The organism is Rhizobium sp. BR 362, from assembly GCF_036528765.1.
Lineage (GTDB): Bacteria > Pseudomonadota > Alphaproteobacteria > Rhizobiales > Rhizobiaceae > Rhizobium.
Window position 1 is genome coordinate 15393 of record NZ_JARWGH010000041.1, and the last position, 23377, is coordinate 38769.

Annotated in this window: 20 protein-coding genes; 6 read left to right on the forward strand and 14 right to left on the reverse strand. The window is 59.5% G+C overall.

The window, feature by feature from the left end; translation table 11 throughout:
* Positions 1 to 23: 23 nt before the first annotated feature.
* The 3 genes from QDY28_RS27390 to QDY28_RS27400 all read right to left on the reverse strand — a co-directional run bounded on the left by QDY28_RS27390 (position 24) and on the right by QDY28_RS27400 (position 3485).
* The gene (locus tag QDY28_RS27390) at positions 24 to 1118 is read right to left on the reverse strand and encodes an LLM class flavin-dependent oxidoreductase (RefSeq protein WP_331384441.1); all 1095 of its coding nucleotides are present in this window, start codon (positions 1116 to 1118) and stop codon (positions 24 to 26) included.
* A gap of 151 nt (positions 1119 to 1269) precedes the next feature.
* The gene (locus QDY28_RS27395; protein WP_331384442.1) at positions 1270 to 3153 is read right to left on the reverse strand and encodes an MFS transporter; all 1884 of its coding nucleotides are present in this window, start codon (positions 3151 to 3153) and stop codon (positions 1270 to 1272) included.
* A gap of 146 nt (positions 3154 to 3299) precedes the next feature.
* Positions 3300 to 3485, reverse strand: coding sequence for a hypothetical protein (locus QDY28_RS27400; RefSeq protein WP_331384443.1), 186 nt, complete (start codon positions 3483 to 3485; stop codon positions 3300 to 3302).
* Positions 3486 to 3668: 183 nt separating this feature from the next.
* Between QDY28_RS27400 and QDY28_RS27405 the strand changes: the two genes are divergently transcribed.
* On the forward strand, positions 3669 to 4919 hold the full coding sequence (locus QDY28_RS27405) for an ATP-binding protein (RefSeq protein WP_331384444.1): 1251 nt from the start codon (positions 3669 to 3671) through the stop codon (positions 4917 to 4919).
* A 34-nt stretch (positions 4920 to 4953) separates the two neighbouring features.
* Here QDY28_RS27405 and QDY28_RS27410 read toward each other — a convergent pair whose 3' ends face one another.
* From QDY28_RS27410 to QDY28_RS27450, 9 genes are all read right to left on the reverse strand, one after another.
* On the reverse strand, positions 4954 to 6153 hold the full coding sequence (locus QDY28_RS27410; protein WP_331384445.1) for an MFS transporter: 1200 nt from the start codon (positions 6151 to 6153) through the stop codon (positions 4954 to 4956).
* 338 nt (positions 6154 to 6491) lie between these two features.
* A complete protein-coding gene (locus tag QDY28_RS27415; RefSeq protein ID WP_331384446.1) occupies positions 6492 to 6863 on the reverse strand; it encodes a hypothetical protein in 372 nt (123 codons plus the stop codon).
* A 66-nt stretch (positions 6864 to 6929) separates the two neighbouring features.
* On the reverse strand, positions 6930 to 8054 hold the full coding sequence (locus tag QDY28_RS27420; RefSeq protein WP_331384447.1) for an NADH:flavin oxidoreductase/NADH oxidase: 1125 nt from the start codon (positions 8052 to 8054) through the stop codon (positions 6930 to 6932).
* 125 nt (positions 8055 to 8179) lie between these two features.
* On the reverse strand, positions 8180 to 9136 hold the full coding sequence (locus tag QDY28_RS27425; RefSeq protein WP_331384448.1) for a S1C family serine protease: 957 nt from the start codon (positions 9134 to 9136) through the stop codon (positions 8180 to 8182).
* 309 nt (positions 9137 to 9445) lie between these two features.
* Positions 9446 to 9862, reverse strand: a complete 417-nt coding sequence (locus QDY28_RS27430; protein ID WP_331384449.1) for an organic hydroperoxide resistance protein — start codon at positions 9860 to 9862, stop codon at positions 9446 to 9448.
* 222 nt (positions 9863 to 10084) lie between these two features.
* The gene (locus tag QDY28_RS27435) at positions 10085 to 11845 is read right to left on the reverse strand and encodes a cytochrome c biogenesis protein DipZ (protein ID WP_331384450.1); all 1761 of its coding nucleotides are present in this window, start codon (positions 11843 to 11845) and stop codon (positions 10085 to 10087) included.
* 183 nt (positions 11846 to 12028) lie between these two features.
* Complete coding sequence (locus QDY28_RS27440) at positions 12029 to 13351, reverse strand: ATP-binding protein (RefSeq protein ID WP_331384451.1); 1323 nt, start codon at positions 13349 to 13351, stop codon at positions 12029 to 12031.
* Positions 13348 to 14088 carry a response regulator gene (locus QDY28_RS27445; protein WP_331384452.1) on the reverse strand — a complete coding sequence of 247 codons (741 nt, stop codon included), beginning with the start codon at positions 14086 to 14088 and terminating at the stop codon, positions 13348 to 13350. Before QDY28_RS27445 ends, QDY28_RS27440 begins: the two co-directional genes overlap by 4 nt.
* Before the next feature lie 141 nt (positions 14089 to 14229).
* On the reverse strand, positions 14230 to 15282 hold the full coding sequence (locus tag QDY28_RS27450; protein ID WP_331384453.1) for an alpha/beta fold hydrolase: 1053 nt from the start codon (positions 15280 to 15282) through the stop codon (positions 14230 to 14232).
* Between the two features lie 415 nt (positions 15283 to 15697).
* Here QDY28_RS27450 and repA point away from each other — a divergent pair, with 415 nt between their 5' ends.
* The 3 genes from repA (at position 15698) to QDY28_RS27465 (ending at position 18327) form a co-directional block, all read left to right on the forward strand.
* Positions 15698 to 16873, forward strand: a complete 1176-nt coding sequence (gene repA, locus QDY28_RS27455) for a plasmid partitioning protein RepA (RefSeq protein WP_331384454.1) — start codon at positions 15698 to 15700, stop codon at positions 16871 to 16873.
* Entirely contained in the window at positions 16870 to 17895 is a 1026-nt protein-coding gene (repB, locus tag QDY28_RS27460) for a plasmid partitioning protein RepB (RefSeq protein ID WP_331384455.1), read from the forward strand. The genes repA and repB overlap by 4 nt, the downstream gene beginning before the upstream one ends.
* 81 nt (positions 17896 to 17976) lie before the next feature.
* Positions 17977 to 18327 (forward strand): hypothetical protein, encoded by a 351-nt coding sequence (locus tag QDY28_RS27465; protein ID WP_028754203.1) that lies wholly within the window; start codon positions 17977 to 17979, stop codon positions 18325 to 18327.
* Positions 18328 to 18381: 54 nt separating this feature from the next.
* On the opposite strand, the gene QDY28_RS27470 is transcribed toward QDY28_RS27465, so the two are convergent.
* Entirely contained in the window at positions 18382 to 18888 is a 507-nt protein-coding gene (locus QDY28_RS27470; protein WP_331384456.1) for a hypothetical protein, read from the reverse strand.
* A 374-nt stretch (positions 18889 to 19262) separates the two neighbouring features.
* Here QDY28_RS27470 and QDY28_RS27475 point away from each other — a divergent pair, with 374 nt between their 5' ends.
* Positions 19263 to 20822 (forward strand): DUF4070 domain-containing protein, encoded by a 1560-nt coding sequence (locus QDY28_RS27475; RefSeq protein WP_331384457.1) that lies wholly within the window; start codon positions 19263 to 19265, stop codon positions 20820 to 20822.
* A gap of 204 nt (positions 20823 to 21026) precedes the next feature.
* Positions 21027 to 22988, forward strand: a complete 1962-nt coding sequence (locus QDY28_RS27480; RefSeq protein WP_331384458.1) for an elongation factor G — start codon at positions 21027 to 21029, stop codon at positions 22986 to 22988.
* A 139-nt stretch (positions 22989 to 23127) separates the two neighbouring features.
* Here the strand turns inward: QDY28_RS27480 and QDY28_RS27485 are convergent.
* Positions 23128 to 23377 (reverse strand): glycine betaine ABC transporter substrate-binding protein (locus QDY28_RS27485; protein ID WP_331384459.1); only part of this gene is annotated, 250 nt, incomplete at its 5' end.

Consider the following 23377-nt stretch of genomic DNA (forward strand, 5'->3'; position numbering starts at 1 on the left):
ACTTACCCCATGACGGCCCTTTTTCATTCGACACGAAGCCCTGCCTTTATCAGAAGCGGGATGACCCGGTCGCAGAAATAGGGCAGTTCCTGCGTATAGTTGACGAAGGATAGGGCGATGCCGGCATAGCCTTGGGCTGATATGGCGATCATCTCCTCGACGATCTTTTCCGGCGTGCCGATCAGCGGATAGCTGCCGGCGCCGCCGGCAAAGCGCTGGCGGTAGCGGTCGTAGGCTTCCCGATCATGCGATTGCGAGAACTCTTTCTTCCCCGCCATATGCTGATCGACGGCGGCGTGATCGGCCATGGTAACGGTATAGCGGGTGTAATAGTCTTCTGCCTCCTGCTGCGTCTGGCGGCAGACCACATGGCAGACGGTGTAGACGCCAACGTCCCTGCCCTGTTTCTCTGCCCGTTCGCGTATATCGATCACGTGCTTTCCGGCATCGGCGATCTCGGTGAAGGTGGTGAAGAGATAGTCGCAGTTTGCCGCCGCAAAATCGCGGCCAGGGCCACCGAAAGCGGCATTCATCGTCACCGGCCGCGGCATCTGCAGGCTCGCCGGACGGCTGACGGCTTCCTTCAGCGTATAGTAGGTGCCGGCGTAGTCGACCGGTTCGTCGGAGGCGTAGACCTTTTCGACGATCTCCAGCCATTCTGCCGCCTGGTCGTAGCCCTTCTCGACCAAGGGAACGCCGAACATGCCGAATTCCTTCGGATTCCAGCCGCAGACGATGTTGAGGCCGGCTCGTCCCTGGCTGATGTGATCGACGGTCGCCAGCGACTTGGCCGCATAGAGCGGATGCACCAGCGGCACATGCACGGTCATGAACAGGCCGATCTTCTCGGTCGCTGCCGCTAGCGCCGCCGCCCAGGTGAAGGTCTCAAACGACCATTCGCGCACCCGGTTCTTGCCGCCGAATCCGCGCCAGCGGGCAATCGGCAGAAAGAATTCCAGCCCCGCGCGGTCGGCAATCTGCGCGGCGGTCAGATTGTCCTGCCAGCCAGCCGCCCAGCGTTCCGGCACATCGGTGATTGCCAGGCCGCCATCGGCATTGGCGGAGAACACGCCGAGCTTCAACCGGTTGGGGCCTTTCAGCGGATGCGTCTTGATCATCTTTCCCTTTTCATTTTCGTCTTCTGCGTGGCGTCACGGAGGGCTCCGCGGGCGCATGCGGTATGCTAAAGCATTGCCAAGCCTGAAATTGCCGAGCGCCAGAGACAAAAAAGCCCGGCGGGATGTCTCGCGCCGGGCTTTCAGTGCATTGTTATTTAATGGCGTTGAGGTCAACGCCCTTGGTATCGCGGATAAAGATAAGACCGATGACAAGGCTCATAGCCGCAACCGCGATCGGATACCAAAGGCCGTAGTAGATATCGCCCTTGGCGGCACTCATCGCAAAGACCGTTGCCGGAAGCAGGCCGCCGAACCAGCCGTTGCCGATATGATAGGGCAAGGACATGCCGGTATAGCGGATGCGGGTCGGGAACATCTCGACCAATATCGCGGCGATGGGACCATAGACCATGGTCACATAGATGACGAGAATGGTGAGAATGGCGATGGTGAGCGGCCAGTTTACCGCATTGGGATCGGCGACCATCTTAAATGCACCGCCGTTCGGTATGGTGTATACGGGCATTTCCGTTGCCCCGGCGGCTTGTTCCGCCGTGAGCAGCTTCGCCTTGACGAGGTCGGCCACCGGCGTGACCGTCTTTTCCCCGGCGCGGATCGTCGCTGCGTCGAGACCGAGTTCCGGGTTGGCGGCAATGAAGCCATCCAATTTGACATCCGGCACCTTGGCCGGATCGCGCGCGAGTGGGAAGCCGGCCTTCTGCAGGGCAAGGTTCAGATCATGCGTGAACGCTGCGCTCTTTGCCGCAGCGTCCGCACCGGCAGTGACGGCATTGTATGAGGTGACAGTCGCATCACCGACGGTGACCGTTGCCGGCTGGCCAGCCGGGCCATCGACGATGGCATAGGGCACAGAGCTCTTCGATAGGAACGAAGTCGCAATGTCGCAGGATTTGTTGAATTTCGCCGTGCCGACCGGGTTGAACTGGAAGGTGCAATCGCCGGGCGCTGCGGTGACGGTGGCACGGATCGTCTGCTCCGCCTGGGCGAGAGCCGGGTTTGCCGCGCGGGTCAATGCGTTGAACAGCGGGAAGTAGGTCAGGATCGCCAAGGCAAGGCCGGCCATGATGATCGGCTTGCGGCCGATCTTGTCGGATAGCCAGCCGAACACGACGAAGAAGCCGCTGCCGATCAAGAGTGCTATGGCGATCATGATATTGACCGATTGGCCATCAACCTTCAGCACGTTCTGCAGGAAGAACAGCGAATAGAACTGGCCCGCATACCAGACGACCGCCTGGCCAGCCGTGAGGCCAAGAAGCGCGAGCAGAGCGATCCTGGCGTTCTTCCACTGTCCGAAAGCCTCCGACAGTGGTGCTTTGGAACCCTTGCCCTCTTCCTTCATCTTTTGGAATGCCGGCGATTCACTGAGCGACAGCCGAATCCAGACGGAAATGCCGAGAAGGACGCAGGACAGGATGAAGGGGACACGCCAGCCCCAATCGGCAAAGGCGCTTTTGCCCAGCCAATTCTGCACCACCAGAATGACGATGAGCGACAGGAAGAGCCCGAGCGTTGCCGTCGTCTGAATCCAGGATGTGTAATAGCCGCGTCGATCGTTGGGCGCATGTTCCGCCACATAGGTGGCCGCGCCGCCATATTCGCCGCCGAGCGCCAGGCCCTGCAGCAGGCGCAATGCGATCAGAATGACCGGGGCGATGATGCCCCAACTGGCCGAACCCGGCAGGATGCCGACCAGAAAGGTCGACAGACCCATGATCGTGATCGTGACGAGAAACGTATATTTGCGGCCGACGAGATCGCCGATCCGTCCGAAGACCAGGGCGCCAAACGGCCGGACAAGGAAGCCCGCCGCAAAAGCGAGCAGCGCGAAAATATTGCGGGTCGCCTCCGGATAATCACTGAAAAAGGCCGCACCGATGAATGTGGCCAACGAACCATAGAGATAGAAATCATACCATTCGAAAACAGTTCCGAGCGAAGATGCAAAGATCACCTTCTTCTCTTCTCTGGTCATACCTCGACCAGAAGCTTCACCTACAGAGGTGGTTGCCATTTTTTGTTCCTCCCAGTTGCACCAAGGATATGGACAGCCAGAGCCGCGCCGTACCCTCCCATGTTGGCATTGCACTTGGTTTCCCCGCCTGTCGGCTCGGCAAACCTTGCGCCGGTAAATGTCCTCCAGATTTCCTCCCCAGGAGGTCATTCACCTGATGCACAAGAGAAGTGTTGACTAAAAATTGAAAAATGCAATGCCAGCAACTTACCTCCACTGTCTAAAACTGTGTGTAAGGCGATGAGAGGGGCAGGATAAGCCTCCGGCGTATCGCTCATCCCTTGGCGGTCGTGGTTGAAGGAGACGCCAAGCGCGATCTCCAATGTCGACATGAGAAGACCTTCTCCCGGAGAAGTCATAGCCTGGGATCGCCAAGATCGCCCGCAAATCCACCCCTTCCCAGTTCCGGATCGGACGGCCTAATAATCCGGATTGGACAACCTTGAAATCCGAATTAGACGAACATAAAATCCGGATTGGACGAAACAGAAATCCGAATTAGACGGAATATCCCTTTGCCCGAAGAAGAAGCTAGCCCACCCCTTTATTTTCGAGGAGTAACCAAGCAAATCTCGGCAGCTCTGGTCGATACGCCTGTCCTGTTGGTCAACGGTCCACGACAGTGTGGCAAGACCACGCTGGTGCGAAGGCTGATGCCGATCGATCGGCCCTACTTCACTCTTGACGACGACACGACTCTTGCTTCGATCCGCGCTGATCCGGCGGGTTTTGTCCGAGACCTCGACATGGCGACCATCGATGAGGTGCAGCGCGCGCCCGACCTTTTGCGGGCTATCAAGCGCTCGGTCGATGATGATCGTCGGCCGGGACGATTCCTGCTGACGGGATCAGCGAATATTCTCACTCTTCCGACTGTAGCAGAGAGCCTCGCCGGACGAATGGAAATCATGACGCTTTTGCCCTTGGCTCAATCCGAGATCCATGGTCTCGGCTCAAGCTTCCTCGACGATGCTTTCTCAGGGCGGGCGATTCACCCAAAGTCGTCCCTCGTCGGAAAGAACCTTGTAGAGGCCGTCCTGGTTGGCGGTTATCCTGAGATGCTCGGGCGCAGCGCACCTAATCGACGCGCGGCCTGGGCAAGAGATTATATCCGGGCCATTGTTGAGCGCGACGTGCGTGATATCGCCGATATCGAGAAGCTGGACCAGATGCCGCATCTGCTCCGCGCGCTCGCTCATCACTCCGGACAGCTCGTCAATTTTACTCAACTGGCCGGGCAGATCGGCTTGGACGATAAGACTGCCAGACGTTATGTCGGGCTGTTCGAACAACTCTTTCTCGTGAGGCGGATCGAGCCATGGTTCCGTAACCAGCTCAAGCGGCTTGTGAAAACGCCAAAGCTGCATTTTCTGGACTCAGGACTACTCGCCGCCATGTTGGGCATTACCCCGGATCGGATTGCCACGAACCGCTCCCTCCTTGGCCCGCTGCTGGAAACTTTCGTCGTGAGCGAGATCCTCAAACTGGCGACGTGGTGCGAGACTGCTCCTACCTTGTACCACTATCGCGACAAGGACCAGGACGAGGTTGATATCGTTCTTGAAGACAATACCGGTGCTATCGTCGGCATCGAGATCAAGGCCGCGGCCACCGTCTCGAATGCGGATTTCAAGGGGCTGCGGAAAATTGGGCAGGTGGCCAGTGATGGCTTTCGGATCGGACTTGTCCTTTACGATGGAGACAAGGTCCTGCCATTCGGCGAACGGCTCTATGCGGCCCCCATCTCATGTCTATGGGGACTGTAATCGTTTCCGTCACATGCGTTGACGGCGCACTCGGTTACGCCGGTTGAAGCTCGATGCGCCGCAAGGGCGGAAAGGCGAGCGCGATGGCGACTGCGCCGAGCCCGACCATGGACGACCCGATAAAGAGCCAGGAATAGTTGCCGAATGTATCGAAGATCCAGCCGCCCGCCAGCGGGCCGAATGCCATTCCAATGCTCGACAGCATCGTTGCCGCGCCGAAGACGGTGCCGATGACGCGCGGGCCGAAATACTCGCGTGCAAGCACCGCATAGAGCGGCATGACCCCGCCATAGGCGCTGCCGAAGATGACTGCGAGCGCGTAGAATTCGCTGAGCTGGCTGACGAGGAGATAGGTTGCGAGCGCAGCCGCCTGCACCAAGAGACCCGCGACCAGGACGGGCTTGACGCCGACCCTGTCGGCAAGCGTGCCGTATAAGAGGCGGCCGCCAAGCCCTGCCAGCCCCTCGACGCTGTAGATGCTGACCGCCGCCATCGGCGCCACGCCGCAGATCGTCGCATAGCTGACCATATGGAAGATCGGCCCGGAATGCGCCGCGCAGCAGGCAAAGAACGTTCCTCCGAGAACGAGAAATTGCGGCGATCGGAATATCTGTCCGAGCGGCACGTTCGCGCCTTCGGTTGCGGAATCGGCAGCCGGGCCAGTGGCAGCCGCAGGCGCGCGTCGCACAAGCAGCGCTGTCGGCACCAGCAGTATCCAGGCTAGGAAACCGATGAGCATCATGGCGGTCTGCCAATCATAGGCAGAAATCAGCCAACGGGCGAACGGCGAAACCGTCATCGGGGCAACGCCCATGCCGGCGGAGACCAGCGAAACGGCAAGGCTGCGGTTTTCCTCGAACCATGCGGTAGTGGCCGCGATCATCGGCGCGAAAAAGGCGCTGGCGGCGAGACCGACGAGAATGCCGTAGGTCAATTGAAATTGGAGGAGCGATCCCGCGCGGCTCGCCAGCACAAGCGCAAGCCCCAACAGGACTGCACCTGTCAAAACGACGATGCGTGGGCCGAAGCGGTCGCTGGCCGCGCCCCACAAGAACCCGCCGAGACCCATGACTAGGAAATTGAGCGTCATCGCGCTCGCAATGCCGGCATGCGACCAATTGGTGGCCGTTGCGATCGGCCCTTGAAAAATAGCCAGTGAAAACATCGCGCCAAGCGCAACACAGGTCATCAGCGCGCCGGCGGCGACGATCACCCAACGATAGGAAACGCTCATATCCGCTTAACCCCTATTAGCGATTGATCTCAGTACGGCATGAACGGCCCCGTCCCGCAGTGCCATCCATTTCCTAAAGACGCTTGAGCCGGCGTGATTTCGACATGTTCCTTTCCTTTTTATTCCTGAGCATGCACCCGGGCTGGCGGCAGATCGATGTGCCTAAGTCATCGCAACTGAACCCTTGCGCGAACAGGCGCTCGCGATGCCGGGCGATGTCTCCGTCATCAACATCGATGATTTTGATTTAGCAGATATCATGAGCCCCGCCGACCGTTGTCGTCGTGCCGGTGCTGGAAATGGTATAAACCGCGATTTCGCTTGGCTGGCGGGTTCACCTATTTCAAATTCTCGCGCCGCCACTCTTCCGCGCGCTCATCCATATCGATGCTTCCCCTTTCCGTCAGGATGTTCAGGGCGGTGTCGTGCTGATCCTTGCTCACTTCCTCCACGGTCAGCAGGACGCCCCCACGCCGGAGTGCCTCCGCGTAGTTCTTGCGCTGCTCTTCCGTAAAGAAGAACCCGGTCAAAGCGTCGATGAAGCCGATATGATCAATCGGTGGTACGTTGGGCCGGTTTCCGGGCGTCATGGTGATGGCATCTTTCGGTATGCCAGCTTCCATGAGCTCGTCTGACGCCTTTTCGGCGTCGGACTCGTCGTCAAAAAATGCGCTGAGCGCATGCGAACCGGGTTTTCCTGCAATTTCCATGATGTTTCTCCATCGCTGTACTGATGTCATAACGATGGTGGCAGTTCGCAGTTCCCCCGGCCCTCATTATGGGCGGCTGGCGCTGCCGGCCAGCTCGAACAGGTCCTTGAATTGGCGCGGCTGACAGCGAAGATATTGATTGGGCGCCCGCACCTGAGCTCCCAATTCCGCAGCCGCGTGCCATGGCCAGCGGGGATCGTAAAGAATGGCGCGCGCCAGCGCGATGATATCGGCGTCTCCGGTCGAGACGATCGCTTCGGCCTGCGTCGGCTCGGTGATCAGCCCGACGGCGACCACCGGCATGCGAACGGCGGCCTTGACGGCGCGGGCGAGCGGCACCTGATAGTTCGGCCCGATCGGAATCTGCTGCGCCGGGTGAAGGCCGCCGCTGGAGACATGTATCGCATCGCAGCCGCGGGCATCGAGCACCTTGGCGAAAGCAACGATCTCATCGATGGACAGGCCGCCTTCGACCCAATCCGTACCCGAGACCCGCATGGTGACCGCTTTATCGGAGGGGAAGGCGGCCCGCACCGCATCGAACACCTCCAGCGGAAACCGCATCCGGTTCTCCAGCGAGCCGCCATATTCGTCGTCTCGCCGGTTCGAAAGCGGCGAGAGAAACTGGTGCAGGAGATAGCCGTGGGCTCCGTGAAGCTGGACGAAGTCGAGCCCGAGTCGACCTGCACGGGCGGCCGAGGCCGCGAATGCGTCGCGAATCCGCCCTAGCCCGTCACGATTCAAAGCGGTCGGCGGAACCCTGCCCTCGGCGAAGGGGACTGCGGAGGGCGCCTCGGTCTGCCAGCCATGCGGTTCGCCCGGAGCGATCTGCGCTCCCCCGAGCCAGGGTACTTCGGTCGATGCTTTGCGGCCGGCATGGCTCAGTTGAATTCCGATCGGCATGTCCGACCAGCGCCGGATACCCTCAAGCGTCCTGCGCATGGCCGCTTCGGTTTCATCGTTCCACAGCCCGACATCCGCCCAACTGATGCGGCCCTCCGGAAGGACAGCGGTCGCTTCGATGGTCAGCAAGGCTGCCCCGGAGAGGGCAAGCTGGCCGAGATGAATGAGGTGCCAATCGTTCATGCATCCATTCTCGGCCGAATATTGGCACATCGGAGCGATAACGATGCGGTTGGCCAAATCGAGATTGCGGACACGAAGTGGCGTGAAAAGGGCGGATTGGGCCATGATGGTATCCTCTGGGCGGTGCGGCGCGTGCGCATATGGTTGCGCGGGACGACCGCTCTTCTTAACAGCTCGGCCGGTTCTGACGAAATTACCGAATTGACGGCCTTTTCGTTTTCGCCGAACGCTTACGACCGGGCAACCGGCAGCAGAGTTCGCTTCTCAATTCGGCCTGCAACCGAGAAGACGAGCAGATCGGTGTTTTGACCGATCCTCTCGCCGCTCATCAATCTTACGATGTCGTCGACGCCGCCAACCGGTCTGCCGTCGATCGCCAGAATGTAGTCGCCGTCGCGTAAGCCTGCGCGGTCGGCAGGGCCGCCGGGTTCGACGCGTCTGACGCGCACCGAAGTTGCCTGGCCGGTGCCGGCCTCAAGGGCAATCCTCCGCGGCAGCTCGATCGTATCGCCGGCGATGCCGATGAAGGCACGCCTGACATGGCCATAGCGCAGTATCTCCGACACCACGAAGTTCGCCGTATTGGAAGCCACCGCGAAGGCGATGCTTTGTGCACCCTGGATAACAGCGGTATTGACTCCGATGACCTCGCCGCTCGACGATACCAGCGGCCCTCCGGAATTGCCCGGGTTGAGCGCGGCGTCGGTCTGAATGACGTCGTCCATCAGGCGCCCGCTGGCAGACCGCATGGAGCGACCAAGCGCCGATATAATGCCGGCGGTCACCGTCCACTCGAAGCCGAGCGGATTTCCGATGGCGATCGCGATATGGCCCCTGCGCAGACGCTTGGAGTCCCCGAGGCGCGCCCAGGCTCCGACGCCGGAATTTGCTCGGATGAGAGCGATGTCGGTGTCGACGTCGCGTCCAAGGACGCGTCCTTCCGTCACGGAACCGTCTGGTGTGGTGATGCGGACGATCTTGGCGTCGCCGACGACATGGTTGTTGGTGACGATCAGCCCGTCCGGCGAGACGGCAAAGCCGGAACCGTGCCCGCCCCTGCTCCCAACCCACTCTATTCGGCTGACCGCCGGTCTGACCGTGTCCACCGCACTTGCTATGGATTGAGAATATGCATCTATCAGTGCCCCGTCTTCTGCGGGCACTATGTCCTTATCTATGAAACCCATCATTTGATCCTCAAACAGCGGCGCCCATCGTCGCTGCCGCCGGCGACCGATCACATGGATGCCTGGTTCGCCATGGCGCTGTCGTTAGAATTAGATGGATGGGCGTCGGCTTGCGTTCAAGTCGGGATGCAAGACATCGATCGCGCACGAGTTAATCGCCGACACTATTTTAGGGCGAAATCGTTTTGATTGGTGGCCCGTAAAGGCTAGCAGGCGGGAAGTCTAATATGTAATCGCACGCCGATGGCAGTGGCCATGCCGGCGTGCGATGGTGATCTTATCGATGCAGCGATTGCGAGACGGATTTGGTCAGACCACGTTGATCACGACATCGATATTGCCGCGGGTGGCCTTGGAATAGGGGCAGGTCTGATGCGCAGCCTCCGCGAGCGCCCGGGCGACATCGCGCTCCAAGCCCGGCAGGCTGACGTTGAGGCGGGCCTGCAGGAAATAGGCACCGTCGACAAGGCACAGATCCACCTCGGCATCGATAGCCGCATCAGCCGGAACGGCGATCTTCATCTTGCGGGCAGCAAGTCCGATCGCACCTTCGAAACAGGCGGACCAACCGGCTGCGAACAGTTGCTCCGGGTTGGTGCCGACGCCAGAGGTGCCGGGTGAGGAAAGCTTGATGTCCAGCCGTCCGTCGGAGCTGCGCGACGCGCCGTCGCGGCCGCCAGTGGTGTGGGTCTTGCCGGTGTAGAGGACTTTGTCGGTCTGGGTCATGATGTCTCGTTTCCTTTGAAGCGATTGATGGCGCCCTGGTGAGGGCAATGACTGCTCACCAGCCATTGCCCGCACAAAGCAGTGTCGACGTATCCGGCATGTGTCCTGATCGAGCCGAAGTGTAACGGAGTGTGGGGTGGCAGCGGCTTTGTACATTGCGGTACAAGAAGGGCGGCAGACACTTGCGGAACAATGTCGAAGCTCGTTCTTTTGTCCGGCTCCTCATCCAAAGGTGAATACGTAGGCTTCGACGCCGGGATCGAGGAAGCGGACCGTGAAAGTCCGCTCCCCGACATCGCCGGCCTGGCGCACGAGCTGATAGAGGCGTGTTTCGGTGATCGTGCCGTTCCCCTCGGCGTCGGTGTCGGCGCCATGGCTTGCGCCAGGCGCCTTGCCATCGACGGTGACTTGAAACCGCACCGGCTTGTCGTCGGCGCTGGGGCCGAGAACGAGGTGCAAGTCACGGGCGCTGAAGCGATAGGTAATGCCGCCGCCTGCCTTATTCAGCGTCGCCTGTTCGGAGCCGACGGTCCAGTTGCCGGAGAGGCCCCATTCATTGAGACCGGGTTGGCCGGTCGTATAATCCTGGGTGGTATTCCCGTTCAGGCCTTCCGGCGATACGAAGTTCGAGGCTTCCTTGTAGCCGATATAGGTCTCGCCCGATCTGATATTGGCGAGATCGGGTGCTGCTTCGGGCCCCCGCGCATTCGGCGTGACCAAACTGCTTTCGGGCATTTCGCTGCCGGCGTCCGCCAGCAGCTCCTGTATGACCTTTTCGGAGGTGTCGTACTCCCCTTCCCCGAAAACATGGTGCCTGATCTGCCCCTTGGCATCGACGAAATAGAGTGCCGGCCAATAGCTGTTCTGGAATGCCTGCCGGATCCGGTAGTTGTTGTCGACGGCGATGGGATAGCCGATTTCAAAGTCCTTGAGGGCTCCCTTGACGTTGTCGATATTCTTCTCGAAGGCGAATTCTGGCGCGTGGACGCCGATGACGACCAGCCCCTGGTCGCGGTATTTTTCCGCCCAGGCGTTGATGTAGGGGATGGTGCGGATGCAGTTGATGCAGGAATAGGTCCAGAAATCCACCAATACGACCTTGCCGCGGAGCTGTTCAGCGGTCAGCGGCGGCGAGTTCAACCATTGGACCGCGCCATCGAGCGAAGGAAGCTGGCCCTCGACGGGAAGCCTGCTTTTGAAGCGGGGCTTTGCGGCGGCCATCATCGGTGTGTTACTGGCCACCATCGTTGCCTCCGGGGCCGCGCGATCGGCGTTGAAATTGTCGAGAACGGCCTGCTCGAACGTCGAGGTGCTGACATAGGACAAGCGCGCCAGAAATCCTGTGTCGAAGCCAAGCGCAATAGCCGCGACACCGGCGAGCACCGCCGCGCCGAGCGCCTGGCGCAGTCTTTCACCGGAGCCGAGCCAGTTTTTCATGGCCGCGAGGACCCGACCGCCAATCAGAAGTGCTGCGGCGAGCGATGTTGCCGCACCCGCCGCATAGGCCAGCAGCAGCAATGTCGTGTGGGCATTCGCCCCCTGCAGGGCGGCGCCTGTCAGGATGAGGCCGAGGATAGGGCCGGCGCAAGGCGCCCACAGCAGCCCGGTTGCGATGCCGAGAACCAGGGAACTTCCAACCGTCGAGTCTTGGCCAGGCGAATTCATCAGCCTGTTTCCCAAGGCTACGATCGGCCGGGTCAAGACAGAGGCAATTTGCGGTGAGATGAGGGTCACACCAAAGACAGCAAGCAATGCGATGGCAGCGTAGCGGCCATATTCGTTGGCGTGCACGGCCCAGCCGCCGCCGACAGCCGCAAGCGTCGCGACTGCGGCAAAGGTCATCGCCATGCCGGCGAGCATCGGCAAGCCGCTTTTGACGAAGGGCTGTCCGGCACGGGCAAAGACGAAGGGAAGAACAGGAAGAATACACGGGCTGAGGATCGTCAGCACGCCCCCGAGATAGGCAATGACAAGAAACGTCATCTTCGTTTCCTTTGAAGGGATTGATCGGGCGCCAGGGCGCAATGGCCGACGAGCAGCCACTGACCGGTTAAAGGGGAGCGGACGTATCCCGCATGTGTCCCGATCGGACGAAAATGTAACGAAGTGTTCGAGGAGGGGTAAACCGCTACGTTGGGATACAAACGCAGCGCGGTCTTCCGCTTCTCAGCGGATGGTGATTTCCGCCGAAAGGCCGCCGCCGTCGCGATTGCGCAATGTAAGCGAGCCGCCGATCGCAAGGGCCAACTGGCCGGCGATCGCCAATCCCAATCCAGTTCCTCCGGTTCCACGGCTTCGGGATTGTTCAAGCCGGAAGAATGGCTGCATCACCGCGTCGAGCTGATCCTCCGGAATGCCGGGGCCGCGGTCGAGGACCTTGATGAGGATGGCTCCGGTGCTGTCCTTCTGCACCGAAATTTCCGCCGTGCCCGCGAACTTGAGCGCGTTGTCGATGAGGTTTGTCAGGACCCTTCGAAGGGCATGCGGCCGCGTGACGATCGCGCCATCGATCTTGTCGGCGACCATGACGGCTTTGCCGGTGTCCTGATAGTCATAAGCAAGGCTCTCGACGAAGGAGCCGATATCGATGCGGGAGGGTTTTTCGGTATTTCCGTGGGCGCTGCGGGCATAGGCTACCCCTTCGTGGACGAGGCGCTCGATTTCAGCGAGGTCCTGAACCAGCTTTTCCTTCTCCGCGGAGTCTTCCGCGATTTCGGCTCGTAGCTTCATGCGGGTAATAGGCGTCTGAAGATCATGCGAAATCGCCGCCAGAATCTGCACCCTCTCCTCCAGATAATGGGCGATGCGATCCCGCATCGCATTGAAGGCGCGCGCCGCATGGGCGACTTCGCTCGGCCCAGCTTCTGCTAAGCGCGGTGTCTTCTTGTTCGGATCAAGCGCGTCGGCGGCATTGGCCAGGTCCACGAGCGGCCGGATTGCCTGCCGGACGACCAGCCAGGTGCAGAGAATGAGAAGACCGAGTTGTAGGAGAAGAACGAAAGGCAGCCACTCGGCCAAGGGCATGATGGGTGCGGGATTAACGTCGATCGTCAGCGGATTGCCGTCGCTTAAGGTGAGGTGGGCCTGGAGGCGTTTGCCGTCACCCGGTATCGACTCGAAGCTGACGGGAAAACGCTTGCCGACGGCATCCTGTATTTTTCCGGCAATTTGTCTGCCCTGCTCGGTCATGGCAGGCACGCCGGAAAGGCCCGGACCGAGGACAAACCGATAGGTTCCGCGATCGAGGCGATCCAGCCAATCGGCACGTTCGGCGGCCGGCAAGCGATCGAGAACGGCGATCGACGTCGCTACATCGCTCTCCAGCGTATTGAGCATCACCGCCTTGGCCGACATGTAGCGTTCCAGAAACTGGGCGCTGAAGGTGAGCCCCTGCGCCAGCATCAGCCCGGCGAGAAGGATCAGAAACAGCCTTGATCCCAAGGTGCGGGGCCAAGGCCGAAAGCCTCGAAATGCTTCCAAGGCGCTCATCGGCGCAGCTCGGATATTTCGACCGGCATTGCGAAAACATAGCCTTCGCTGCGCACTGTCTTGATATAGGCAGGTTCGCGCGCATCGTCGCCAAGCCGCTGGCGAAGCCGGCTGACCAAAAGGTCGATGGAGCGGTCGAACAGCTCGGCATCCCGCCCCTGCGTCAGGTTCAGGAGCTGATCCCGGTTGAGGACGCGTTGCGGATGGTCGATGAAGACGCGAAGCAGACGATATTCCGCGCCGCTGAGCGCGATCGCCGTTCCCTCCCGATCGAGCAGATGCCGTCCGGTCGTGTCGAGCTGCCAATCGCCAAAGGACAGGAGCTGACCGACCTCCGTCACCTGAAGATTTGGCGGCAGCATGCGGGTGCGGCGAAGCACTGCCTTGATGCGAGCCAGCAGCTCGCGCGCGGCAAAAGGCTTTACCAGATAATCGTCCGCTCCCATCTCCAGGCCGATGATACGGTCCGTCTCGTCGTTGCGTGCAGTCAGCATCAGGATGGGCGTCGACTTGTGCTTGCCGGCGCGCAGCTCGCGACAGAGAACCAGACCGTCATCACCGGGCATCATCACGTCGAGAACGATGAGATCGACGGCGTTTGTTTCCAGAAACGCCCGCATATGCCGGCCATCCGCGGCGACAGTGACGCGCAGCCCGTTCTTTTTGAGATAGCTTGAAACCAGCTCGCGGATTTCACGATCGTCATCAACGATCAGGATGTGGTCGATGTGATCCATCGTCGGGTGCTCTCTTCTGTCGGGGACGGTGCAACAGCAATTTTGGAACGGCAGCCAGGTGTCCCCCGAACGGATCGTTGCCGGCAGCGGTATTCTATACCAGTGCCGGCCACCTGCTCGGAGGATTAGTTCCGCGGAGGGTTAAAATCTGTCGACGTCGATGATCGCCTGGGCGAAAGCCTGTGGCGCCTCCTGCGGCAGGTTGTGGCCGATGCCGCCGTCGATGGTCCTGTGCTCGTACTTGCCCGTGAATTTGTTGCGGTAGGCTGCCGGTTCGGGATGTGGCGCACCGTTCGCATCGCCTTCCATGGTGATGGTAGGCGCGCCGATCGCCGGAGCCTTTGCCAGCCGCTTTTCGAGATCGTCATATTGCGCCTCGCCTTCCGCCAGACCCAGCCGCCAGCGATAATTGTGAATGACGATGGCGACATGATCCGGATTGTCGAAGGATGCGGCGCTGCGGTCGAAGGTCGCATCGTCGAAGTTCCACTTCGGCGACGCGATCTGCCAGATGAGCCTGGAAAAGTCGTGCCGGTATTTGGCATAGCCTTCCTGGCCGCGTTCCGTGGCAAAATAATACTGATACCACCATTGAAGCTCAGCCTTTGGCGGCAGCGGATTCTTGCCGGCTTCCTGGCTGCCGATCAGATAACCGCTGACGGAAACCATGGCCTTGCAGCGCTCCGGCCAGAGCGCCGCGAGAATGTTGACCGTACGGGCGCCCCAATCGAAACCGCCAAGGATCGCCTTTTCGATTTTCAGAGCGTCCATCAAGGCAAGAATATCGACGGCTACGACCGACTGCTGGCCGTTGCGGGCCGTGCTGGCTGAAAGAAAGTGCGTTGTGCCGTAGCCACGCAGATAGGGAATGATCACTCGGTAACCCTGCGCTGCAAGCAAGGGCGCAACGTCAACGAAGCTGTGGATGTCGTAGGGCCAGCCATGCAGAAGAATGACGGGCGGACCATCGGCAGGGCCGGCTTCGGCGTATCCGATATTCAGCACGCCAGCATCGATCTGCTTGAGAGGACCGAAGGATGTATTGGTGCCCGGCTTGATCGCGGGCAGGGCCGTCGGCTTCGTCTGGGCCGACTTTGCTTGCGCAACGCCAAACATTCCGAGCTGCGCGGCGGCGATGGTCATAGCTGCGGTACCAAAAAAACGGCGACGATGATGGTTGATGTCTTCGGACATTGATCTCTCTCCAATAGGGCCTTTGGTCGTCATGAAGAAACCGCTTCCGTGTATCTGCGATGTGTCGCGATACCCTCGGTTTTGAATAGTGATGTAACTTTCGGGGCTCCGGATACAATTGGCTACAAACGACGGCGTGATCGCGCGTGGAGGCAAATGGTAGCCTGGCCGTATAATAGCGCTACTTTACCAAGCTCGCTTGTTGCCTCGCAATGTTCCCCGTGGGGAACTCCCCACATATCCGAGCAAAAGTTCCCCGCGGGGAACGCACGCGGTTGCGGCCGGCGATAGAATCGCGCTACCGCATTATCTACGCCAAACGTCAGTAATATCGCTGTTCTGCGTAATTACGTGACCTCTCATGAAACGTTAACCATCTCGGCGCTTACTAAGCTGGCCAAAACGGGAGAGTGCCGTGACACGACATCTGAGCAGCCTCGCCTTCATGCAGACATTCTCTGCGAAGCTCGACGTCGCGCTGGGCAATCTCAGCCTCGCGCAATTTCCCCCGAATGCCCGCCGCACGATGCGCAAATTCAGCTCCTCCGAGGTTGCCGCGCTGCTCAACGTTACCGAGGCCTATATCCGGCAGATTTCGCTGAAAGAGCAGGGGCCTGCTCCCGAGGTCGCAAATGGCCGACGCCTCTACACGATGGAGCAGATCCTGGAGCTCAGGATGCATCTTGCGCAAAACGGCCGGAAGAAGTGGATGAACCCGCGGCGGGTCGGCGCGGAGCAATGCCAGATCCTGGCGATAACCAATTTCAAGGGCGGTTCCAGCAAAACCTCGACCACCATCCATCTCGGTCATTATCTGGCCTTGAAAGGGTATCGCGTGCTTGCCGTCGACCTCGATCCGCAGGCATCGTTGACCAGCCTTCACGGAAGTCTGCCCGATTTTGACTACCGCGATGGCGACACGCTCTATTCGGCCATTCGTTTCGAAAATCCTGTTGCCACCGAGCAGGTGATCCATCAGACCCATATTGCGGGTTTCGATGTCATCTGCGCCGGACTTGAATTGACGGAATTCGAAACTGCCGTCGCTCTGGAAATGCGTAAATCCGGGGGCACGAGCTTCCTGCTGCGGGTTTCGCAGGCATTGGAGCAGATCGCGGATCGCTACGACATCATCCTGATGGATTCGGCACCGTCGCTGAACTTTCTCACCCTGTCGTCCCTCACAGCGGCGACGGGTGTTCTGATACCCGTTCCCGCCCATATGCTCGATGTCGACTCGACGGCAAAATTCCTTGAGCTTGCCGGATCCTATATGCAGATCCTCGAGCAGGTGGGGACCTCCGCGCAATGGGATTTCGCCAAGTTCCTGATCACCAAATTCGAACCGAACGATCATCCGCAAGCGAACATGACGGCGCTGATGCGGCAGGTATTCGGCGATGATCTTCTTTTGAATTCGGTGATCAAGTCGACCGCTGTCGCCGATGCGCTGACCTGGAAGCAGAGCCTTTATGAAGTGCAGCGCGCGAGGTTCACGGCTCCGAAGACCTATGACCGGGCAATCGAATCGATCAATGCCGCGAATGCCGAAATCGAAGAGCTTTTTTGGAGAGCATGGGGGCGCAAATGAGCAGAAAAGATTCCAAAGGCATGTTCGCGAATGTCTTGGTCGGGCTCGCGGAGGAGGCATCCACGCCGTCGGCTCCAGCGTCGCCCTCGCCGCATCTTCTCAAGGTCGCAGCCGGCGTTCGACAGCTTCAGGAACGTGGCGAACTTGCCGACAAGCTGCTGCGGAATGCGGATCACATTATCGAACTCGACGTAGACACGGTTTTGCCGTCGCAAATACGCGATCGGTTCGACGGCGCTTACGAAGCCGACCGGCTCCAGGACCTCGTAGAGTCGATGCGTGAGCACGGACAGACCACGCCTGGCCTGGTTCGGCCTGTTGACGGGGAGGGCGGCAAATTCCAGATCGTCTTTGGCCGACGCCGTCTTGCGGCCGCAAAACTTCTCGGCGTCAAGTTCAGAGCAATCGTCCGGGATCTTTCCGACGAACAGGCGATCGTCATCCAGGGCGAAGAGAATGCCAACCGCGATGACCTCTCCTTTATCGAAAAGTGCGTTTTCGCCCTTAGCCAGGAAGAGGCAGGGTTTAAACGCGAAGTCATCTGTGCGTCGCTGGCGACAGGAAAGTCGCACGTCTCCGAGATGCTCCAGATCGCACGAAGCTTCCCGAAAGCCGTTCTGGCGGACATTGGCGCTGCACCGGAGACCGGGCGGCGACGCTGGGCGCAACTGGCTGAGCGTTGGAGCGCAAATGCCGATGCTACAGAGATAGCAAAGCGTATTCTGGCGGAACCGGACCTGCCGCCGCTTTCCAGCGACAACAGGTTTGCCGTTGTGCTGAATGCGGTCTCCCCGGCCAAGGAGGCCTCCCCACGGGCGGCGGATCGCGTCCAAGAAGTTGTTTCCAAGGGATTGACCCTAGCCGTAGTCAACTATGCCAAGGCGGGAACCAGGCTTACGTTCACGAAAGCGGTGCCGGACGATTTCGTGAAATATCTGCTGCATCGCATTGAGGGATTGCACGAGGAATATCTCGGCCAATCTCAGAAGGCACAGAACCAAAGCAAACGGGAAACTCGATAGGTCTGGACATAAGGCGGCGAGGGTGCTTGGCTGATCAAATCTTGACGAGCTACTCGTCATTTGAGGGGATCAAGAAGCGACATGGCGCCCGAAACCGACGATCAGGAGAAAATCGATTCGACCTTTCGCAACGGATCGCTGACGGCCGTTGGGATCATTGCCGGTTTCTCGCTGAGTTTCCTCAATAGCTGGGTTTCCAATCCGAACGACTGGGGTCGCATCGATATTCTGCCGATGACGGTCCTGGTCATTGGCATTGGCCTGCAGGTGAAAGTCTTTGCCGATCTGCTCGCAAGGGATTCGCTGCTGGCGGTCAAATACGACCGCGCGCGCCGTCTTTTTCTGATTGCAGTGCTCATCGTGGCGGCCGGAATCGCAATCGCTCTCGTCAACGATATTCTCGGTCTCAGCAGTCAGAAAATGCTGGGTTAGCCCGATTTTCTGCGAGTGAAAAGACCTCCTTCCGATCGGAGGTCTGCCCTGACGCTATGGCCGACGAAGAGTGATATCGCTCGTTATCACCGACTTTCCGGTTTTCGGATCACGGTCGATCGTTCGCAGATCGAGGCTGTTGCTGCCGATTCTTTGTATCGCCATGTTTGCCGCCCGATCCCCGTTGACCGCTTTTGCCCAGTGAACGGTAAGATCGATGGTATTGCCCTGGCGCTCTCCCGATAATGCGGAGCGTCCACCTGCCGGGCCGACATAAACGCCGCTATAGCGCACGCCATTCACCCTGAGATCGGCAGAGATTGCACGGCTTATGATGAGGAAGCTCCGGCAATTGCCACGCATGGAAAGCGAAGGCCCGGTCGCTGTGACTGCAAACGAACATGCGACGTTGATCGGTGACGTTCCGATCCGCCGGATGACGGTTCCCTTGCCGGTCCAATTTCCCTGCAGGGATTGCAGGAAATTGCTTTCGTTTGCAGCGGCTAAATTTGGCAAAAGGCCGATCGATAAAATCAGGAGGACACGAGCAAAGCACGACATGAGAAAACCCCCGAGAAACGAATTTTCCTGAACGCCTATATGTCGGTATAGTTCCTTGCACCTTGAACGCGGATACTCATCGTCGTCGACAATGGCCCGGAAAAACGGAGCGAGCAAGTCGGACCATTCTTCCGGCTCCCATCTGTGCTAAATTGAAATTGGCTTCGGCAAATCGCGGGCGACCACTTTTGCGGCTTTCGCCAATTTAATTTTGAGCTCATCTACGGCTGTTAAGACAGCATTCTGCGGTGCCGCGAGAGATATGGCTCCGTTCCGGTTGGGACAGCGGAACCAAACATCAGCCCGATCCAACGAAGTAAAGCCGTAGCAGAATACCGAACTAGGTCTTCCAAAGTCATGGAGCGGTGGGTTCAATGGCTCAGATCATCATCATCAATCCGCGTTTCGAAACCTCCTATTGGGGCATGGAACACGCGCTCCCCTTGTTTGACGTAAAAGCGAACCTCCCCGTTGCCTGCCTGCCTCTCCTGGCGGCGCTCACGCCTGCTGAACACACCGTCACGCTTGTCGACGAGAATGTCGAGCCGATCGACTACGATCTCTGCGCGCAAGCCGATATCGTCGCGCTCACGGGCATGATCGTCCAGCGGTTTCGGATGAAGGAAATTCTGACCGAGCTTAAGCGGCGCAATTGTTTCGTCGTCGTCGGCGGACCATGGGTCACCGTCAAGGAGGACTATTTCGACGGGCTTGTCGACGTTACATTCATCGGCGAGGCCGAGGAGACCTGGCCGCAATTCCTGCTCGAATGGTCGGAGGGCCGGCATGCCGGGCGCTACGAACAAGCCGACAAGACGGACATGAGCAAGGTGCCGATCCCGCGTTTCGATCTGCTGAAAATGGATGAATACGCGCTGGGGAGCCTCCAGTTCTCGCGAGGCTGCCCTTTCACGTGTGACTTCTGCGACATTATCGTCGTATTCGGGCGAAAGCCGCGGATCAAGACCAGCGCGCAGATCATCGCCGAGATGGAGGCATTGCTATCGGCCGGAATGGATACGGCATTCATCGTCGACGACAATCTCATCGGCAATAAGAAGGCAATAAAGGAGGTGCTGCGCGACGTCGTGGCCTGGCAGGAGCGCAATCATTATCCGATGACGTTCCTCACCGAAGCCTCGATCGATCTTGCCGATGATGACGAGCTGATGCAGCTCATGGTGGATGCCAATATTCGTATCGTCTTCATCGGCATCGAGACGCCGAACGAAGCAGCCCTGCGCGAGACCAAGAAGCTCCAGAATCTTAGAAAAGGCGGGACGATGCTGGAGAAGATCCACACCATTCAGCAGACCGGGATGGAAGTGTGGTGCGGCATGATCTTAGGTTTCGACAGCGACGACACGACGATCTTCGATGCTCAACGCGTCTTCATCAAGGATGCGCGGATCGTCAACGCCATGATCGGCATGCTGGCCGCCATTCCCAAGACGCCGCTTTATACGCGCCTCGAGAAGGAAGGACGGCTCGACCATGCCGATCCTCCGGCATTCGGCACCAATGTCATTCCCCTCAATCTTAGCCGGGAAACTCTGCGCGACGGCTATCTTTCCGTGTTGAGCGATCTTCACCAGCCCGGCGCCTATTTCGACAGGTTGGACGCGCTTTATCTCGATGCCCGTATTCAGCCGGAGCGCTCGCGCCTGCGCCATCTGCGCCGGCATCCCCTCCGCCTGATTGCCTTAAATCTGACGTGGGCATTTGAGGCCGCGGGTATCTTTGCAAGATTGATGCGCAGGGTGCAGGATCCGAGCTTGCGCCATATTTATCGCCAACGCCTCTGGAAACTGCTGCTGCGCCGTCGTTCTCCGGTGATCCTGCAGATCTATGCCATCAAATGCGCGATGCACTATCACGCACACAAAATGGTCCAGCAGATGCGATCAGGCGGCGACATCGTCAATTCATTCTGATTGGAAACCCGATGGGGTAGGGGCGGGCGGCCGACGGCAGGATCGCGCCCGCTGGCGAGGCGCGCGACACCTCCGGCTTTGCTACGCACACGAACCAATTTCACCGATTCTCAATAAGAAAATTGTGCCTCTGGCGCCTTGCCGCGGTTCGGGGCATCCTGTGGTGGCCGAAAATTGTACTTTATGGCAGTTGGAGGAATACCGATGCGCTGCTTTACCGTACTTGGACCCTCACAGACCGGAAAATCGACGGTCGTTGAAAAGCTCAGCTCGCTAGAGGGGCCGCCTAGAAAATCCAGCTCTCCTTACGGGCTGAACCTGATGGAATTTACCTTTGCAAACGAAACCTGGTGTGCATTGGATGCGCCGGGACCTAACGAAGCGCTGCCGCATGTACAGCACGCGCTTCTTGCCAGCGACGCCTGTATCCTATGTATCTCACCGGCGCCCGACGAGGCTGTGCTCGCCGCGCCCTATCTGCGCATGATCGAAGCGTCGGGGACTCCCTGCATTCTCTTCGTCAACCGCATGGATGAGCCGAGGGGGCGGCTGCGGGACGTGATCGCCGCGCTTCAGGATTATGCCAATCACGCGCTGCTGCTTCGCCAGATCCCGATCCGCGAGGGGGAGAAGATCGTCGGGAGCTGTGATCTGATTTCGGAGCGGGCGTGGCAATACCGGGAAGGTCAAACGTCGGCGCTGATCGCGATCCCCGAAAGTGCCGCCGAACGCGAGCATGAAGCGCGCACCGAGCTGCTGGAGCACCTGTCCGAATTCGACGACTGGCTCCTCGAAGAATTGATCGAGGACCGGGAACCGGCGAGCGATGCGCTTTATGCCATCTCGTCGCGCGTTCTCAGGGAAAACAGGATTATTCCGGTGCTGATCGGTGCTGCAAGCCATGGCAACGGTATGATGAGGCTGATGAAGGCGCTGCGCCATGAGGCCCCGCCCGTGGCGGCTCTTCGGCAGCGTCTTGCACGTGCTGCCGCCGTCGACGAAGCAAGGCTGACAGCCGTGAGCTTTCATGCCTATCATCGTCAGAATATCGGCAAGACGGTTCTGGTGCGTGCACTTGGTGAGGGACTGCGGCAAGGCGCATCGCTGGGCGGCTCCAGCCTCGGCGCCGTGCAGGATCCCGCAAATGGGCGGTCGAATGCGGCGGTCGTGCCTTCACCGGGGGATGTCTTCGCGACGGTCAAGTCCGACCATTTGCCCGTCCCGTCGCTTTTGACGTCAGACGCAACGGTCACGCCACCCAAGTGGACGGTGCCACCCACGCCGATGCTTGAGCGGATACTCGTTCCGGGCAGCGAACGCGACGAAAACAAGCTCTCCGAAACGCTGGCAAAACTTTCCGAGACGGATCGCGGCCTGCTCGTCCTACAGGAGGAGGGCACCGGCGCTCAGCTCGTGCGCGCCCAGGGGCCGGTGCATCTGCGCGATCTCTGCCGAACCCTGGCCGATGTCTTTCATATCGATGTGACCGACCGGACGCCCAGTCCGATCTACCGCGAGACAATCGCAAAATCGTCGGATGTTCATTATCGCCATCGCAAACAGACCGGCGGTGCCGGGCAATTTGCGGATGTGAAGCTGAACGTCCATCCCAACGCCCGCGGCCAGGGCTTCACCTTCAACGAAACGGTCAAAGGTGGCGTCGTTCCGCGCAACTATATTCCTGCCGTTGAGGCGGGCGCGCGCGAAGCGATGGAGAAAGGGCCGCTCGGTTTTCAGGTCATCGATGTCGGCGTAACCCTGCAGGACGGCCAGCACCACGCCGTCGACAGTTCGGAACACGCCTTCCGCACCGCGTCGAAAATGGGCGTGCGACAAGCGCTTTCCGAAGGATCGACCGTCTTGATGCAGCCGATCTTCCGCAGCGAAATCCACATACCCTCGGTCTATTCGGGCAATCTCGTGCAGATTGTCTCGGCCCTCAAGGGTCAGGTTCTCGGCTTCGACCGGGATGAGACGGCGAAGGGATGGGACATTTTCCGCGCCCTCGTTCCGGGTAGTGCACTCGACGATCTGGCGCGCGCGCTGCGCTCGGCGACGCAGGGCATCGGCTATTTTTCCAAAGCCTTCGATCATTTCGAAGAACTTTACGGCAAGGAGGCCGACGCCGTCATCAAGGCACACGAGACATTGCGGGCCGAGCATTGAACGGTTCATGACAGGTGAGCATAGACGGTGCGGCCGTGGTGACGGCCGCCCCCTTTTCTCAAAGCAGAGCTGGCAAGTCTTTTGATTTTATCGCCCAGTGAGGAGCGGTGCGCTATGCGCGCACCGCGTGATTGTTCGATTACAACGAAGCCTCGATTTTCTTGGCCGCTTCCGGTGAAACCCACTTCGTCCAGATGTCCTTATTCTCTTTCAGAAAGTGCTTGGCGCCGTCTTCGCCGGTGGCCTGGTTGTCGGTCATCCAGGCCATCAGTTTATTGACGGTGTCATTGCTCCAGGAGCGGTTCTTAAGGTATTCCAGGACGTCAGGACCTGCTTTTTCCGAAAAGGATTTGGCTACGAGCGTCACGACGTGATCGACCGGCCATGCG

Coding starts and splice junctions, on each gene's coding strand:
- QDY28_RS27390 (WP_331384441.1), bottom strand. CDS start 1,118: ATGATCAAGACGCATCCGCTGAAAGGCCCCAACCGGTTGAAGCTCGGC.
- QDY28_RS27395 (WP_331384442.1), bottom strand. CDS start 3,153: ATGGCAACCACCTCTGTAGGTGAAGCTTCTGGTCGAGGTATGACCAGA.
- QDY28_RS27400 (WP_331384443.1), bottom strand. CDS start 3,485: ATGTCGACATTGGAGATCGCGCTTGGCGTCTCCTTCAACCACGACCGC.
- QDY28_RS27410 (WP_331384445.1), bottom strand. CDS start 6,153: ATGAGCGTTTCCTATCGTTGGGTGATCGTCGCCGCCGGCGCGCTGATG.
- QDY28_RS27415 (WP_331384446.1), bottom strand. CDS start 6,863: ATGGAAATTGCAGGAAAACCCGGTTCGCATGCGCTCAGCGCATTTTTT.
- QDY28_RS27420 (WP_331384447.1), bottom strand. CDS start 8,054: ATGGCCCAATCCGCCCTTTTCACGCCACTTCGTGTCCGCAATCTCGAT.
- QDY28_RS27425 (WP_331384448.1), bottom strand. CDS start 9,136: ATGGGTTTCATAGATAAGGACATAGTGCCCGCAGAAGACGGGGCACTG.
- QDY28_RS27430 (WP_331384449.1), bottom strand. CDS start 9,862: ATGACCCAGACCGACAAAGTCCTCTACACCGGCAAGACCCACACCACT.
- QDY28_RS27435 (WP_331384450.1), bottom strand. CDS start 11,845: ATGACGTTTCTTGTCATTGCCTATCTCGGGGGCGTGCTGACGATCCTC.
- QDY28_RS27440 (WP_331384451.1), bottom strand. CDS start 13,351: ATGAGCGCCTTGGAAGCATTTCGAGGCTTTCGGCCTTGGCCCCGCACC.
- QDY28_RS27445 (WP_331384452.1), bottom strand. CDS start 14,088: ATGGATCACATCGACCACATCCTGATCGTTGATGACGATCGTGAAATC.
- QDY28_RS27450 (WP_331384453.1), bottom strand. CDS start 15,282: ATGTCCGAAGACATCAACCATCATCGTCGCCGTTTTTTTGGTACCGCA.
- repB (WP_331384455.1), top strand. CDS start 16,870: ATGAGCAGAAAAGATTCCAAAGGCATGTTCGCGAATGTCTTGGTCGGG.
- QDY28_RS27465 (WP_028754203.1), top strand. CDS start 17,977: ATGGCGCCCGAAACCGACGATCAGGAGAAAATCGATTCGACCTTTCGC.
- QDY28_RS27470 (WP_331384456.1), bottom strand. CDS start 18,888: ATGTCGTGCTTTGCTCGTGTCCTCCTGATTTTATCGATCGGCCTTTTG.
- QDY28_RS27475 (WP_331384457.1), top strand. CDS start 19,263: ATGGCTCAGATCATCATCATCAATCCGCGTTTCGAAACCTCCTATTGG.
- QDY28_RS27480 (WP_331384458.1), top strand. CDS start 21,027: ATGCGCTGCTTTACCGTACTTGGACCCTCACAGACCGGAAAATCGACG.